The sequence below is a fragment of the Vibrio splendidus genome, assembly GCF_024347615.1.
In the GTDB taxonomy this organism is placed as follows: domain Bacteria; phylum Pseudomonadota; class Gammaproteobacteria; order Enterobacterales; family Vibrionaceae; genus Vibrio; species Vibrio splendidus.
Window position 1 is genome coordinate 2,535,326 of the sequence record NZ_AP025508.1, and the last position, 15,762, is coordinate 2,551,087.

General features: G+C 41.5%; 14 protein-coding genes. 1 reads left to right on the forward strand and 13 read right to left on the reverse strand.

Features of this window, described 5'->3' with window-relative positions; genetic code table 11:
- Position 1: 1 nt before the first annotated feature.
- Complete coding sequence (locus OCU90_RS11295) at positions 2 to 976, reverse strand: ABC transporter permease (protein ID WP_048659636.1); 975 nt, start codon at positions 974 to 976, stop codon at positions 2 to 4.
- Between the two features lie 55 nt (positions 977 to 1,031).
- The gene (locus OCU90_RS11300) at positions 1,032 to 2,666 is read right to left on the reverse strand and encodes an ABC transporter substrate-binding protein (RefSeq protein WP_061021763.1); all 1,635 of its coding nucleotides are present in this window, start codon (positions 2,664 to 2,666) and stop codon (positions 1,032 to 1,034) included.
- A 439-nt stretch (positions 2,667 to 3,105) separates the two neighbouring features.
- Between OCU90_RS11300 and OCU90_RS11305 the strand changes: the two genes are divergently transcribed.
- Positions 3,106 to 3,948 (forward strand): transporter substrate-binding domain-containing protein, encoded by an 843-nt coding sequence (locus OCU90_RS11305; protein ID WP_240513385.1) that lies wholly within the window; start codon positions 3,106 to 3,108, stop codon positions 3,946 to 3,948.
- A 140-nt stretch (positions 3,949 to 4,088) separates the two neighbouring features.
- Here OCU90_RS11305 and OCU90_RS11310 read toward each other — a convergent pair whose 3' ends face one another.
- The 11 genes from OCU90_RS11310 to OCU90_RS11360 all read right to left on the reverse strand — a co-directional run bounded on the left by OCU90_RS11310 (position 4,089) and on the right by OCU90_RS11360 (position 15,464).
- Positions 4,089 to 5,342: a D-amino acid dehydrogenase gene (locus OCU90_RS11310; RefSeq protein ID WP_061021766.1), complete on the reverse strand. Its 1,254-nt coding sequence runs from the start codon at positions 5,340 to 5,342 to the stop codon at positions 4,089 to 4,091.
- 226 nt (positions 5,343 to 5,568) lie between these two features.
- Entirely contained in the window at positions 5,569 to 6,495 is a 927-nt protein-coding gene (locus OCU90_RS11315) for a LysR family transcriptional regulator (RefSeq protein ID WP_061021768.1), read from the reverse strand.
- A gap of 244 nt (positions 6,496 to 6,739) precedes the next feature.
- The gene (locus tag OCU90_RS11320; RefSeq protein WP_017089431.1) at positions 6,740 to 7,717 is read right to left on the reverse strand and encodes a DHH family phosphoesterase; all 978 of its coding nucleotides are present in this window, start codon (positions 7,715 to 7,717) and stop codon (positions 6,740 to 6,742) included.
- 58 nt (positions 7,718 to 7,775) lie between these two features.
- Positions 7,776 to 8,582: an ETEC_3214 domain-containing protein gene (locus tag OCU90_RS11325; protein ID WP_061021771.1), complete on the reverse strand. Its 807-nt coding sequence runs from the start codon at positions 8,580 to 8,582 to the stop codon at positions 7,776 to 7,778.
- Between the two features lie 2 nt (positions 8,583 to 8,584).
- The gene (locus OCU90_RS11330; protein WP_017076175.1) at positions 8,585 to 8,755 is read right to left on the reverse strand and encodes a hypothetical protein; all 171 of its coding nucleotides are present in this window, start codon (positions 8,753 to 8,755) and stop codon (positions 8,585 to 8,587) included.
- 65 nt (positions 8,756 to 8,820) lie between these two features.
- Positions 8,821 to 10,314, reverse strand: a complete 1,494-nt coding sequence (locus tag OCU90_RS11335; protein ID WP_061021773.1) for a transglycosylase SLT domain-containing protein — start codon at positions 10,312 to 10,314, stop codon at positions 8,821 to 8,823.
- Between the two features lie 79 nt (positions 10,315 to 10,393).
- Complete coding sequence (locus OCU90_RS11340) at positions 10,394 to 11,005, reverse strand: LPP20 family lipoprotein (RefSeq protein WP_061021774.1); 612 nt, start codon at positions 11,003 to 11,005, stop codon at positions 10,394 to 10,396.
- A gap of 226 nt (positions 11,006 to 11,231) precedes the next feature.
- The gene (locus OCU90_RS11345; RefSeq protein WP_061021777.1) at positions 11,232 to 12,632 is read right to left on the reverse strand and encodes a hypothetical protein; all 1,401 of its coding nucleotides are present in this window, start codon (positions 12,630 to 12,632) and stop codon (positions 11,232 to 11,234) included.
- Positions 12,614 to 13,792, reverse strand: coding sequence for a hypothetical protein (locus tag OCU90_RS11350; protein WP_061021779.1), 1,179 nt, complete (start codon positions 13,790 to 13,792; stop codon positions 12,614 to 12,616). The genes OCU90_RS11345 and OCU90_RS11350 overlap by 19 nt, the downstream gene beginning before the upstream one ends.
- Positions 13,792 to 14,508 (reverse strand): hypothetical protein, encoded by a 717-nt coding sequence (locus tag OCU90_RS11355; protein WP_061021780.1) that lies wholly within the window; start codon positions 14,506 to 14,508, stop codon positions 13,792 to 13,794. The genes OCU90_RS11350 and OCU90_RS11355 overlap by 1 nt, the downstream gene beginning before the upstream one ends.
- Before the next feature lie 11 nt (positions 14,509 to 14,519).
- On the reverse strand, positions 14,520 to 15,464 hold the full coding sequence (locus OCU90_RS11360) for a hypothetical protein (protein ID WP_061021782.1): 945 nt from the start codon (positions 15,462 to 15,464) through the stop codon (positions 14,520 to 14,522).
- Positions 15,465 to 15,762: the final 298 nt, after the last annotated feature.

The window sequence follows — 15,762 nt, forward strand, 5'->3', positions numbered from 1 at the left end:
CTCAATTCGAAATTCGTGGATCAAGCCAGACATACAGTAAGTCGGCGATAAAGTTAGCAACAAGCACTGCGGTCACTAAAATAAGAAGAATGGCTTGAATCAAAGGATAATCTCGCGCCACAATTCCCTTAAGAAGAATGTTGCCCAAGCCTTGGTAGTTAAAAACTACTTCGGTCATGATTGAGCCAGCGAATGAGAAGCCGATTGCCATAGCAATAGCGGTCGCGACAGGAAGAATGGCATTTCTACCAGCGTATCGAGACATCACACGATAGCTGCTCAAGCCTTTGGCCTCAGCCATCGTCACGTAATCCTCTCCTAAGACATTGATCATCGCATTACGCATATTGAAGACCCATGTTGCGATTCCAACCAAGACCATAGAGCCCATTGGAAGCACAGCGTGTTTAGCCACACTAGAAACAAATTCCCACGTAAAACCGGGCTCAAGTGACGGGTCGTAAGTGTAAGCCAAAGGTAGTAAATCTAACTTTAGACCGAAGAAATAGAACAACAGTAACGCGGTTACGATATACGGAAAGTTGCTAATAAAAGCCAAGACCGGAGGAACAATTTGCCCAAACAGCCCTTCACGTCGATATGACGCATAAGTTCCAATACTGACACCGATGATGAGAGCGACAATGAGCGAACCAAGCGCCAGAAACATAGTCCACGGCAGTGCCATAGCAAGCACATCAGAAACACTAATAGGAAACATCAAAATAGACGGCCCCAAATCAAGCGTAAATACACTCTTCATATATGCAAAGTATTGTTCGAAAACATTACCATCAACAAAACCATACATCTCACGAACCGCATCCATCTGAGCTGGATCCATACGACCTTGAGCAGCAGCAAACAGAGCATCTACTGGGTCACCCGGCATTAAACGAGGCAACATAAAGTTAAACGAGATAGCAATCAGAAAGGCTGTGAAATAAAAACCGAATCGACGAAACAGAAATGACATAAATATCTTTTAACCTAAGAGCCGCAACTTACGTTACGGCCAAATTAGAAATAACTTACTTAAGGTGTAGGTTGTTGAGAATGATTACTCGCTTACCACCGTCGTACCATACTGGTTGTACGTATGGGTTCTCAGCGCTAGGCCAACCGACAATGTTCTTAGTGCTGTACTGGAACCAAGTCGGGTTAGAGAAAAGAGGAATAAACGGAAGATTTGTAGCCGTAAACTCTTGAAGCTCGCTCAACACTTCTTCTTGCTGTTCAGCGTCACCAATTTTTCCGAAGCTATCGATCAATGCATCGATCTCTGGTGAATTAACACCATGACCAGCATGCCAAGTTTTCCCGATACGTGATGTAGAGAAGTACTCTTGATAAGCCAAGATTGGGTTAGTCGCAACCATTGACCAGTTGATAGACATTGTGTATTTACTGTCTTTCAAGTTGCTATCATAGACAGACCAGTCAACCGTTTTGATATTAGCTTTTACACCAACCTCTTCGTAGTACTCAGATACCATCTGAACAACTTGAATCCAGTCAGTCCAGCCCGCAACTACTTCAATGTCGAACTCAAATGCTTCGCCATTTTTCTTTTCACGGAATCCATCCCCGTCTTTATCGACTAGACCAACTTCGTCAAGTAAAGCTTTCGCCTTTTCAGCGTCGTACTGTGTCAGATCCGCGTATTTAGCAGATACAGCTTTGTCGATATGCGTTTCGTAAAGCTCAGCAATACCACCAGCATTGTAGTTAGGCGTTGGGTAACCGTAAGCTGCAATATCAACGATAGTTTCACGGTCAAGTGCCATAGATAATGCTTGGCGAACGCGAAGATCATCAAAAGGCGCTTCTTTAGTATTTACGTAAAGATGAATCGCATCGTTAGCGGGGTACCAGAAATGATGGTTTTCTTTATCAACACCAACAAACGTTGACTCAACGTCAGCGATAAAGTTTGAACCCCAATCAATTTCACCTTTAATCAAGGCCGGTTGGATTTGAGAGTTATCATTGTAAGAACGGAAGTTCACACAATCTAGGTACGGGCGGTTCTCTAGGTAGTAATTCGGATTTCGGCATAGCTCCATCTGTTGCGGCTTGATGTATTTAACCGTGGTCATTGGGCCACTACCTACTGGGTTCAAGTTGGTGAACGTTGTCAGCTCTTCAACTTTAGACCAAATATGCTTCGGTACAACGTGGTAGCGCTCTAGGTTCCAAGCGAAAGTAGAATCCGCTTCCGCCAATGAGAAGACAACCGTTCTCTCATCAGAAGCAGTAACTTCTTGCAGGTTACCCGCTGACCAAATACCTTTTTGGTCAAATGCTGGAGCGTCTTTAGTTAGCATAAAGCTAAACACAACGTCTTCTGCTGTTAGTTTAGTACCATCAGACCACTTCAGGTTTTCACGAAGCTTAAGAGTTAGTGTCTTAAGATCTTCTGAGAATTCAACTGATTCAGCTAATCGGTAATCAACATCACCCGTCATGTTGTTAAATACAACTAGAGGTTCAAACATCACACCGTGAAGTAGGTCTTTAGTTGTGTACGGGTTGAAGTTTTCAACAAAGCCAGTATTGATAATTGGCACCGTTAGCGTACCGCCCTGCTTTACTTCATCTGCTTGTACAGATGCTCCAAATAAAGCTCCAATGGCGAGCGAAGCAATCAATGTCTTTTTGTGCATCACGTTGTCCTTTTTAATGATAATAACCAGAAAGAAAGCGCTTTCTTTTTACTTTAAAAAAAGGGGGTGCTTTAGTATTTACTATCGGTTACTCATTTCAAGAAACCGCTTTCTTTAGGTGGATAATAAGCTGATTATATGATTCTTCAACTTACAATTGAATGAAACGAACCATAGATCACAAATTTAAAACAGACAGAGAGCAGATATATATAACAGTGCCATTCATCACATTAATTACCCCAACAATAATAAAATCTATATAAAACAACAAGTTAAATAAAAATGCAAAAGTGACCTCATCACGAATGCTGATCATCTGTTTTCTTGGTCATTTATTAGCTTATGCGCTTTCTCAAATAGTCTTTTCATCACCGCTCTCCATTTTCATAATCTCCGACTATCGATGCTCCTCTCAAAAATAAAAGAAAGCGCTTTCTTGGCTTTTGAACCTATGACAGCATATCAAGATATAAAATACGAGTTAGCCTTTAGGACAGATATGTTTAACTTTTGGAATGGCAATAAATCAAATAAAAGACAGCACTACGAATTCGAACTGATCCGCAGCTTATTGAATTGGAATTCAAATGAATCTGTTGTCGTTCACGACGACAAGACCGATTTTCCGAGAGCAGAGGATGAGGGGAATATATTCAACAAGGATTATGACGTACTCGTTACAGTCGCAGGGAACAAAAAATTTGCAAATAAACCTGTAATCAAGCTCAACTCTCCAATTTGCAAAGGCTTACTAGGGCACCGTATTTTAATCGTTCGGGAACAAGATCAACCTACATTCCATCATATCCATAGTGATCAATTGAAATCACTGACAGCTGGAATTCCGGCGACATGGGCTGACGCTGAGCTGTTTAGAGTAAATGGATATCGAATACTAGAGCAAGGAACGTTACCAGAGATTCTTAAACTTCTCTCAGATAAAAAGTGTGATTATGTGTCACTCGGCGCCAATGAAGTAAAAAGTATATACCAAGAACACGCAAGCTTGCTGGAGGGGCTAATGATAGAAGAAAGCATTTTGCTTTATTACCCTCTTCCCTTGGTCTTTTATGTACACCCAGACAAGGTGCAATTTGCACAATTATTGGATGATAAACTTCAAGACTTCATGTTAAGTGGTGAGTTTGATTCACTGTTTAACCAGCATTTTGGAAATGTCGTGAGCTCAACTGGACTAGAAAGCCGTAAGATGATTAACCTCACCAATCCAGAGCTGCCTGACGAGTTTGGATCATTTCAATCTAATTTCGCCTCATAAACATAAATGGTAAAGACAATAGAACCCTAACTTGTCCTAAATCCATCGAAAAGTTACGAAAACAACACAATGACCCTCGAAACGATCTTAATCTAGGGTCATTGAGCCAGAGTAGAGGCTACATTATTAACTACGTACATTTATAGATAACGATGAATACTCAAGTCATCTGTTTTGATATCACTTGAAGAACCACTGACTACACTTGCCAAGATCTTCCCTGAACCACACGCCATCGTCCAACCCAATGTTCCATGGCCCGTATTGGTAAATAAGTTCTTAATCGGAGTCTTGCCGATAATAGGCGTGCCATCTGGCGTCATTGGTCTTAGCCCAGTCCAATACTCTGCCTTTGAAAAATCACCCGCTTGTGGAAAGAGATCTTTGATCACCATATCAATCGTGGCTTTGCGTTTTTCTGGGATTAGGTAGTCAAAACCAGCGAGCTCTGCCGTACCCGCAATACGAATTCGGTCATCAAAACGCGTCATCGCCACCTTGTAGGTTTCATCCATTACAGTAGAGGTTGGTGACTTATCTGCATTCACGATCGGTAGCGTTAGCGAATACCCTTTCACTGGATAGACAGGTATCGACAAGTCGACTTGCTTCAACAAGTCTCGAGAATAGCTTCCTGAAGCGACCACGTAAGCGTCCGCTTTGAAGTCACCTTGAGTCGTGGTAATACTTTCAATGGTTTGATTCTGATGATTGAGCTTGACTACTTCAGTATCAAACACGAACCTAACACCGAGTTGCTTGGCTTTCTCAGTTAAGGTTAAACAGAATTGATGGCAATCACCGGTTTCATCATGTGGTAAATACAGGCCGCCAACCAGCTTATCTTTCACATCTGATAAACCTGGTTCAATGGATAGGCATTGCTCAACATCAAACAACGAGTGCTCAATTCCACTTTCTTTAAGCAGCTTCATATCTTGCTGAATGAAATCCAATTGCTTTTCGCTTCGAAACACTTGTAGCGTCCCTTTCTGCCTACCTTCATAAGCCAATTGCTCACTGGTTCTTAGCTCAGTCAGGCAATCTCGGCTGTAGTTCGCGACTCTCAACATCCGCGATTTGTTCTGTGCATATTTAGCTTCGTTGCAGTTGGCGAGCATCTTCGTTGCCCAAGAAACTAACTCGGGAGAAAGCGAAGGCTTTACTTTGAGAGGGGCATGTTCTTGGGCTAACCATTTCATCGCTTTCAAAGGGATACCAGGCGCCGCCCATGGTGAAGAATAGCCGTAAGAAATTTGCCCAGCATTCGCAAAGCTGGTTTCTTTACCACTGCCATCTTGACGATCAATAACCGTGACCGAGTGACCTTCTTTAGCCAAATACCATGCGCTAGTCAACCCAATAACACCGCTGCCAATTACAATAACTTCCATTCTCTTCTCCTAATGCCCGACAAAGCCAAAACCTGTCGAACACAGCTGTCAGTCTAAAACTCGTTTCGTTAATGATTTGTAACTTATTCCGCTCATGTTGACTTAACAATAGAGGGAGCGTTGACAAAAAATCAATTCGACTTAAAAACGAATTCGGCAGTTTGGAAGTGTGATATTGGCGGTATTTGAAAGCTTAGGTAGGAGTCGTTAAGTAAACCGATTAAGCCTAGATATTGTAAGCGTCATGGCTCAAGAAAGTGGCGTTCTCGAGTAAGAAATCTAACAAGGTTTCGGCTTGTAGCGTGAGTGCTCGGCCTTTCAAAGATTGAACCTTAACCGTCGCCTTCGAAAGCATATCCAACTCGGTCGCAACCACTTCTATCTGCCCTGACTTTATCTCATCGATCACGGTGAGCTTAGGCATAAAGGTTACACCCAATCCTGCTGAAACAAAGTTAGTCAGTGCAGTGACCGAATTGGTTTGAAGCTTCGGCTGTAAGGTAAGGTGGGAGATTTGTTCGGCCTGCTTGACCAATCGACCCATCCCTGTTGAGTTGTCGATCAACGCCAAAGACACATCCTTAATATCTTGCAGTGTCACAGGCGCTTCTTTCATCGTAAGGAAGTGTCCTTTCGGAGCAATCAATTCCAGCGGATGGCTGCGTTCAACGTGGGAGTGCAGTTTAGGGTGCGGTGCAGAAGCATAAGTAATCGCGAAATCGATCTGTTGATCTTCCAACATCTTGACAGCGTCCAATGCCCCAGCAATCTCAATTGATAAGTTGATATCAGGGTATCGAGCCATGAAGGTTTGCATCGGCTTTGACACCAAGTTGGTAATAAACCCTTCACCGATGGCAATGCTGACATTGCCTCCTTTGAGGTTTTTAAGCTTGGTTAGTCGAGCAAGTACTGCGGCCTCTCCCCGAACAATGGAACGGTAGTAATTCAGCAGTTCATTACCCGCTTCAGTTAACAGTGATTGGCGGTTGTTGCGCTCCCATACTTTCATTTCCGCTTGCGCTTCTAACTGTGTCAGCATCCGACTCATTGCCGCAGGATCAACGTTCATCATCTTAGACGCCTTACGCAATGACCCGTATTTCGATAAAGCATTAAGGTATTCCAGCGCGCGGATATTAAAGTGGTGCATTCAACTTCCTTGTGATTCGACTGACTCGAGGTAAGCGTCTCATAAATTTGCTGCGAACATGTATCCCAATTTATCAATATCGTGTCTGCACTTATTAACTTGTGCACCGAGTCACTGCCAAGCCAAAGATTGAAGGAAGATTCATATTATTTAGTTTGCTGTAAATAGGACAAAGGCGACAACTTTCGTTATCGCCTTTGAGTTGATGCCTCTTGTAGAGCAACAATCATTTTCACTGATGAACTTAGGCATCAAGTAAAAGGTTCGGTCGAATCAAGTCATAAACACAAGCAAGTTCACTGCTGAATTCAAATTGTTTGTTGATAATGCCGCCAGCCATATGAGGGTGCCCGCCGCCAAAACCAATCCCTTTTTCATTAAGAGCCCTTCTAACTATCTTCGCGACATTGTTTTTTGAACACTCTGAACGGAGAGAGATAAAGGTTTTCTCTCTATTTCTAGCCGTGAGGACGACAATATCGAGCTCATCAACGCTCAGCAGGAAATCTCCTAATACGCCAAGCATATTTTTAGGACACCCCTCAGGAAGCACTGCAAACGCGGCATTTTTTTCACGACGTAAGCTGTCGAGCATTGAATAGAAAAGCTTTAATTCGTGAAACTCTACTTGATTTCGACAAATTTTGTTAACCATATCATTGTTGGCCTTCGCCTGAAGATACAACAGTGCTTTTAGATCTGCAGTTCCTACCCCTCGGGTAAAGTTTGCGGTATCAAAGCTCAAACCAACCAGTAGTGCTGTTGCGATATTCTGTGGCATCGGCAAAGAAAAATAGCGGTAATATTCAACCATAATGGTTGCAGTTGAGCCATAGTTTGAGCGTATATCGGAATACCATACAAAATCAGGCGCTTTCACTTGATGGTGATCTATCACTCCCACCTCAATCCCTGGAAAGTCGATAACATTTTTCTCGCCAATACAACCATCAACAACAATAATCTTATCATCCGGTTGCAATTTTAAATCTTTTGGCTCATAGATTGGGATATCTATCCAATCTATTAAGTTTCTGAGTGACACTCTATCTATGTAACCATGAAACGTAATAAACGGGCACAACCCTTTCTTTTTTAATAAATATGCAAGCGCGTATGCGGAAGAGATCGCATCATGGTCAGGGAAGTCATGAGCTTGAATAATGATTCTCTTATCACCCTTAAGCCGCTCTAGAAAGCTTTCGAACTTTAAATTTGCCATAATCCAACTGCTAATAAGGTTCTAGCTTCGTACAAAGCTAGAGCTGATGTGTTAATGGTTAACTCTTATGAATTAAACGATATTCTGTGTTAGACAAAATAGCTTCTTCTAGAGCCCCTACACCTAACGTACTGTAACCATAGAAATTAGGCTTCGCATTCAAACGTAAAGACTGTACGCTCTTTACGACATGTTCATCCATAGTCAGCGAGTCAACAACTTCAGAAAGCAATTTCCTATTGTTTTTTGTCAAAGGTGTAATGAATTCACTAGCGCCACTGATTGAAGAATATAAGTAGCCAAACTCACCGCCATTATTTTCTTCAATGTAATAATTACCGGTTCTAGCGAACGACGCTCGAATTTCATTGACACTTTCAATGGCATTAAAAGGCTGGTTGAAAAACTCCGAACCACCTGCATGCTCTAATGTTTCAGGTGTAAAGCCTTCATCTGGAAATACAAGATAAGCAACAATGGCATTATCTCTAGTAATAGATGAAAGAATAAAGTTATCGTCTTTGTAGTACTTTATAACGTCATCGCTAGTTGAACGTTTGATATAAACGGGGGCACCAAATGTCTGATCTAATACTTCAGCTGATGAGCGGATGTACACTTTTTCAAGCTTTTTGTGTGACGGAATATCAGTCATTTGTGAAAGACCAAAATCAACCATCTTTTCGATTGCATCAAAACTATCGTTAAACCCACCCAAAGCAATTGAAACTACAGACAACAAACCAATAGTGCGCGCCAAGTTCCCTTTACTTTGAGCTTCTAACAACGACTCTTGGTTATCTTGGAGCTCTTTCAGCTCATCTTTAATTTCTTTTGGAACGTCTTTTTTTTGTTCTTCAGACATGATCAGCCTTTAATCTCGTCAATTGTATCCATCAATGCATCTTTACCGTCTTCAGCACGTTCTTGCACTCGCTCAAAAGCCTCTGTATCCATTATATTTTTAATTTCATCGCTGTAATTAAGACCTAGGTAAATACCAATGACGATGAAAAATAAAGCAAAAATCTTAAACATTGTTACTCTCAACAACTCTAAAAAGGGATTAAAGCACACGCGTTTCCATGTGCTTGCTACAAGTCTTATTTATATAGTGCGATACGGCTGTTCACTTTCTTCAAATAGTTTTTTGTTTCATCGTATGGCAACTTCGCGACCAATTGGTTGTACACTTCTTCAGGAGTCATCTTATTGATCACTTTAGATGCTTTACCAATGCTAGTTGAGCGGTCTTTGTTAAACGCTCGAGCAACGTTTCCCGCACCGGTGTTGTAAGCCGCAATCATGCAATACAAACGACTTTGATCATTCTCGATCTTACGTAAATATTTACTATTTAGGATGTCTAAATAAGCAGTACCAGTTTCAACGTTGATGACGGGTTGATACAAATCTGAAGCCTTCATTGGCGCATCAATATTTCGAACTTGTTTATTTACATCATGCCCAGCGCTGGTCGGAACAACTTGCATAAGACCAAATGCAGGTACGTGGGATTTAGCATCTGGGCGGAAAGCAGACTCGGAGTGCATGATCGCCATAATCAATGCTGCATCTATTTCCCAGTTCTTGCTTTCTTTCTCTGCGAGAGGTGTATATTTGCTCGCACGAGATTTCAAGCTGTTCTCAGGAAGCTTCACTTTGTAGGTAACCACCTTTTTAGGTTTCACTGGCGTAGCAGCCACTTCCACTACAGGCTGAGGTTTCACAGCGTGAGTTTCAGCTGCGTCCTCTACGGTCATTTGAACCACTTTCGAAGGTTGCTTTGGTTCTGCAACTGGCTCTGATTTCACGACTTCCTTAGGGGATTCTACTTTTTCAACCAGTTCAACGACTTCAACCTGAGGTTCTGGTCGTGTTACTTCAATTCCGTGTTTAGCACGCATTTCGTTGTAAAGCTTAGTCTGAGCAGCAATACGCTCTTGTGCTTTAGTAAGCAGTGCTAGTTTCTTATTGTGAGCTCGCTGGTAGATGAACGAGTCAGGAATACCGGTATCAGATTGAATCAATCGCTCCGCTTGAACATCAAGTTCATTCATTTGACTCTGTGTTTGTTCAATAACGAAGTTCTTTTCTTGTTGTTCTCTATCTAAAGAATACAAAACCGCATGGTCTTCCGCTTTCAGATTGGCTAGATCAACCGTTTTCCCCTCAACTTCAACAGGGATTTTTCTTACAAGCGCTTCTATCTCTTCAGGGCTACTGTCTTCATCAACTAAAACAGAAACCGTAGCGGTATTACTTTCATAATCCACTGCGGTCTTAACTTGATCGTTTTGTGAATAATCGACCTGTTTTGTTTGAGAAGATACCTCTCCTTCACCCCAAGTTTTAATAAGGTCTGTTCGGCGCTCATCAAGTTTATTGGTATATTCGTCACGCCATTGTTCATACTCATCCAAGTATGCATTTACATAAGCATGAAATTCTTTAAGTTTTTCTTCTTGGGATTGACTTGTTTTTACAACCGCATTATTAAGTTGTTGCTTTTGGCTATCTGACACTGCGAGTGTTGGAAAGCTAACAGCTGCTGAAATTGCAATAGCCAGCCCGGTCTTGGTGATCGTTTTATACATAACTAACTCCGAGAGTGTATAGAAACAAAGGCCACTCTATAGGTGGCCTTTTTCACTTTAACTAATCGTCAAACAACGATTATTTTTTCAAAGAATCGAATACGGCAGCAAGATCTGCGGCGGCCTTTTCGTCATTGAATTGATTCCAAAGAGCAGAATCTTCACCACCTACTTCGTCGATAATTTTATTCATATTTGCATCATAAGCTGCTTGGTCCATACCAACTAATACATAAAGACCACCAGCAGGGCTTGCTTGGCTTACCAATATTCGGCTATTTGTAAGTCTTTTACTCACTACCGATTTAGTAATGCTTTCAAATGCCTCTTGAACATTCTCAGTTACTAGCGTTACGCCTTCCCCAGCAGATGTTGAGACAGCACCGTCGGTAGCAGATTGAAATAAGTTACTCACATCTGTTTCAAATTCCGCGGCAAGGTTTACACGAGCATCATTCACAGCAATTTTGCGCATAACGCTCATACCTGCTGCGCTTTTCTTCGCATAACCTGTTGCACCAATAGCTACATCTGTAGGAACCACATCACAGATCCAACCAGGGGCTTCAACAGTCGGCGCATCTGGGAACGTGCATGACGCAAAATTTTGAGCTTGCTCTAGTGTATTGTTGTTGCTTTGGCAGCCAACTAGAGCTGTAACTAGTGACGTTGCAATAATTAGTTTTTTCATATATTAAAAGCTATCCATAACGTTTTTTGTGTATCATTTTCAATTAGTAAATCTGCAAATGATCATTTGATATTTGATGCGTCAATCTTACCTGTGATGCATTTCTCTACTCTTTGTGACATTTCTGAATTAGTCACAACCCAGTAGAAATTATAAAAAATCAGTTAACCTGTTATGTTTGATAAACAATGTTTTTTAAACATAACAAGTCCCAACGGAGTAACTCTTAAAGCACTCTGATTTGGTATTCATTAAGTACATCAACTTTCGAGCGGTAGTTTGGCTGATGGGTACGCAACATAGGTTCAATGTCTTGGACTAAATCACTTGCATCGCTAAGCGACCTTAACTGAATAACAATATTGCTACCCTGTAGACTTGATTTAATATCAGAAACCCCATTCATATCACCAATCAAACGGTAAAGTTGCCCCTGTTTACCTGCGGCTTTCTGTGAAAAAATCAGTTCTCGAATAGGCCCACCGCGGCTTGCCATTATTTGCACCGACGATTGAAGTTCGCGCTTTAGGGCAATTTGATTGCCTTCAACAGCTAGGTGAACAGCTGCAAGTTCATTGAGCATGCCTACTTTGTTCGGTAGCGTCATGAAAGTCGGGTCATTGTGCCAACTACCATAACGGTTGCCAGCACGATCGATCACGGTTGCCGTTAGATCAAGCTGAAGACCAGAAGACGTCACTTTTTGGGTTTCTTGAACATCAAGAATGACACTAGACTGCGCCGGGTTCGAAGCAAGATCAAAACCCATCTCTGCGAGTGCATTTGAAAATGTATTTTTTACGACTGGGAGATCTGCATCAACATAGATTGAAGGTTGGCCAAGGCTTTTTATCAATCTTGCTATTTTCGCTTCCATCTTCTGTCGTTCAACAAACACATCAAGAGTAACGGTTACAGAGCCGTTAGGTTTTTCCTGATAAGAAATTTCATTCCAACTGGAAATCATGCCTTGAGGTTCAATTGAAAGTGATTGTATTGCGATTTCTTGCAAGTCGAAATCATTGCTGCTTTCTGTTCCTGACAGGGTATCGTAAGATTTTTGCATGTAATCAGAATTGACCATAGCGCCAAGTACCTGACTAATAGCGCGTTTGAAGGCGTCTTGTTCCGCCGCTTGCCTTGCACTCAATGCCAATGTTTTACTTTCGCGTCCTTCACCGACAACCACGACAGACATAACTGGTGCATCGTCCCATTCGATACCGTCGTCAGTGTGCGCAAAACCAGTGTTAAGTTCTGGTGCTAGACGCACTGTTACACAAGTATCATCCCCTTGAATTTCAGGTGCACTGAAATCGGCATTGATATCACCGGCAGCAATGCTTGTTATCAATAAATCGCGGCTCTCTTGATCAAATTGATCCTCAACCAACGCACTATCTTCAGTTGAAAAAGAAACTGAGACTTTGCCTTGCAAAAACAAACGAAGATTATTTAAACCGTCATCTTTTGCTGACTCAATGGCCATTGCCCCTCGACCATATGCACAACCTTGTTCAATAAGAGCCAACGTAGGCTGGCTTTTATCTAATTCCAGTGCAGGAACGGACATACATACAAATAAGGTACTAATGGCAAAGCTTTTACTTAGCCTTTTGCCGCCCATGTACTGCGCTCCTTCATGAATTCCACAGGAACTCCAACACTTACAGCGAAAATGCGACGTTGGCGATCAGGGCGATAAATCCCGTCTTCAGCAATGTCTTTCACTTCGTCGGCTATGCTGCTGTCTTTCCAGCGAACAATTTTCCCTTGGGCACTTTGTTGGCTTGGGTTAACAGTAGCAACACCAATAGGTTCAACAAAACCTGCGCTGTATTCGAATATAACCATGGTCTCATTAGGTAATACGCCTGCATTTTGGCCACGGTCTAATGAAATTCGGTCGCCTTTAATACCCATAACCTGAGCGGTAGCTGGCATCTCTTTGAGCAAACGCGTTAACATAATATCGAAGCCGCGTGATGACATTTCATTAAGAACGGCATCAACATCTTTACCACTGGTGTAGTTAAAACCGCGATAATAATCGCCATTTGCAATCACAGTGGTGTAACTGTCTTTATCGCGGACATCAAAGTTAGAAACTCGGATTTTACCGATGTTTGGGTAGCTCATTTTTTCACGCGTATATGGGTCAATCACACCCGTCGTCATTTCCATCGACGTCTGGAATAGAGACTGAGTTGAACCAAACAACATATCAGCGGTTTTGAGCACATCGACTTTCATCATGTAATCGGGAGATAACTTGCCGCGACTACCTGCTTTTTTCGCGACATTTGCAGCACCGCTATATGCCAGAATATCTTCAATAGCAGTGTTAACAGCATCGGTATCTCGAGTCAAAATCCGGAAACGGTTAACGCCCGCAAACTGGTTTTCTAAAGTGTTTTCTAGCGCTTTAGTTTGGAATTTACTTATGCTTGAATGCATAGAATTAAAAACATCAGCAGATTTTCCCTGAAGATTTTCATTCACATCCGTTTTGACATCACCAAAATACAAAAGAATTGTTTTTTTCGCGAGTGGACAGCGAGTGTCTTCTTCATTTGCATCGTAAGTGCAATATTGAAGACCCTGAGTACTGAAGTACGCTGGTACTTCTATATCGTCGCTGCTAAATTCGTATGCTGATTTGCCGATAACCAGCGATGAATTTCCCGCATTACTTTCTACTGAATACGTTTGGCTACCTTGATTACTCTGGCAAGCCGTTAGCGCAATTGCAGCAGTGACTAAACCAGCAATTCGAGAAAGTTTCATTATGACTTCACTTTGTCTGCAACAACTTTGTCTAGGTTTTCAAGTTGTTCGATAGTGTTTTTATCCATTGAAATAAGTGAATTGGCATCAAATGCAAGTATCGAGCGAGCTTCCATCTCATTGTAAGCCTCAACAACTGGTACTATTTCCTCTTCACTTGCTTCACCTTCCTTATCACTTGAGACAACCGCTAGAAAACTGTCCATTGCGCCACCAGCAGAATCATGCGCAAGTGCCGATGCATGTTGAGATGCAATGTAAGTTAGTTCAGCCGCTTGAACTGCGATATCTGCCGCCAGTTTTAAGTTTTTCTGGAAGATTTCGTCAGAGGCTTTTTTGTAAGCTTCTACTTGAGGGGTAATCATTTTATTTGTAGGTTTACCTTCATCGAATTCGCTCATTGCAACACGAAGTTCTTCATCAGACTTATCCGCGTTTACTGCTAGGAAACCAGCAACATCACCATGTTTAGATGCAAGAGTGCGGTAGTCATTAAACACTGAACATTGGCGCTCTTGCAGTGACACCATCACTTTTGATGCTTTATCAACGGCGAATGATACAGGTGTGAACTCTGTACCTAGTTCTTCACAGTTCTGAGTAAGTTCCTTGCTTGTAGCTTCGCGGTCTACGGTTGCTGATTCCATACCTGGAATTGATGAACAACCGGCCATAACTGATACGACTAAACCTGCAAGGATTGTTTTCTTAAGCATTTTGAGAACCTTTAATTCAAGAGAGTATAAATAGAGTTTTTATTGAGAATTTTTGTTATTTCTGTATGAGCAGCATCAAGTGCTTCCTCTTTACTAGTCGAAGACTTTCCTATCTCCGATAAAACCTTTTGGCTAACTGCCACATTTGGATTTCTAGCTTCAAAGACTTGTAGTATTAGATCTTGCTTAGCAATGTAAGTGTTGTTTTTCTTGCCTTGTCTTACATTACCTTTGATATATACAATGATGTCGCCTTGCGAAGTTGCCCCTATGCTTTGAGTAAGCAAAGCTTTCGTTTGCGAGGAATACATATCTGAAGCAGAACGAATGGAGATGCTGATATTTTTAAAACGATCAATCGTATTACGCTCGAGTATTAATTGTGGTCCATAAAATTTTTTCGCAACATCATGATCTAACGATGACAACACTAATAGTGATTCTTTATTATTCTTCAATAAGGTATGAGCTTTGTTCGTGAACACTGCTCCTTTCCAGTCGCTTGCTTGGGAAGTTAAATATTGTTGAGCGAGCTGGTGGTTCTTATCAATATCAATTGACAACTGATCAACCCACACATCCACGTCAACTCTAAATAGGTAGTTGCACCCAGAAGCATCACATTGCGATGTCATTACTTCCATATTTGAAATGCTGATAGGTACCGAAGTGATTTCAGATTTAGTACTGATTACTTGACCATATTTATCGTGAGTTCCAACCAATTCGCCGTTTTTTATTTCTGTTGTGGTTTCGGATATCATGGAGGTATTCTCAGATGCCTGCACAGTACTATTTACCCGAAAAGCTAGATTTTCTTTCGCATCGATCGTTGCTTCTGATTTGTTTTTACCAATACCTTCTACTTCCCAATAAGATTGAGCGAAAGCTGGGTTCGATAAGCAAAAGAAGCAACAAGTGATTAACAGTTTGAATGTAATATTATTTGTCTTCACGTGACGTCCACCAAAGTTTGTTGTCGCATGGTACAAAATTAGTTTTTTTCAATCAATAAGATATACATATGGTTGAAGTGAAGATATGTGCGTCATACTCATCATTTTAGGTAGAAGAAACGTGATATCAGTTCCAAGTGTCAACATTTCGACTCCTATATACCCCAATGCTTGAAGGGCTATTACATGGTGATTCTGGATTAGAAGTCAAAATCATGACACCGTCAATTTACTAAAAATATATAGGTTATATTGAGTTTTAATATTTATCATAATTGTGATCTAATACCCGTTTTAA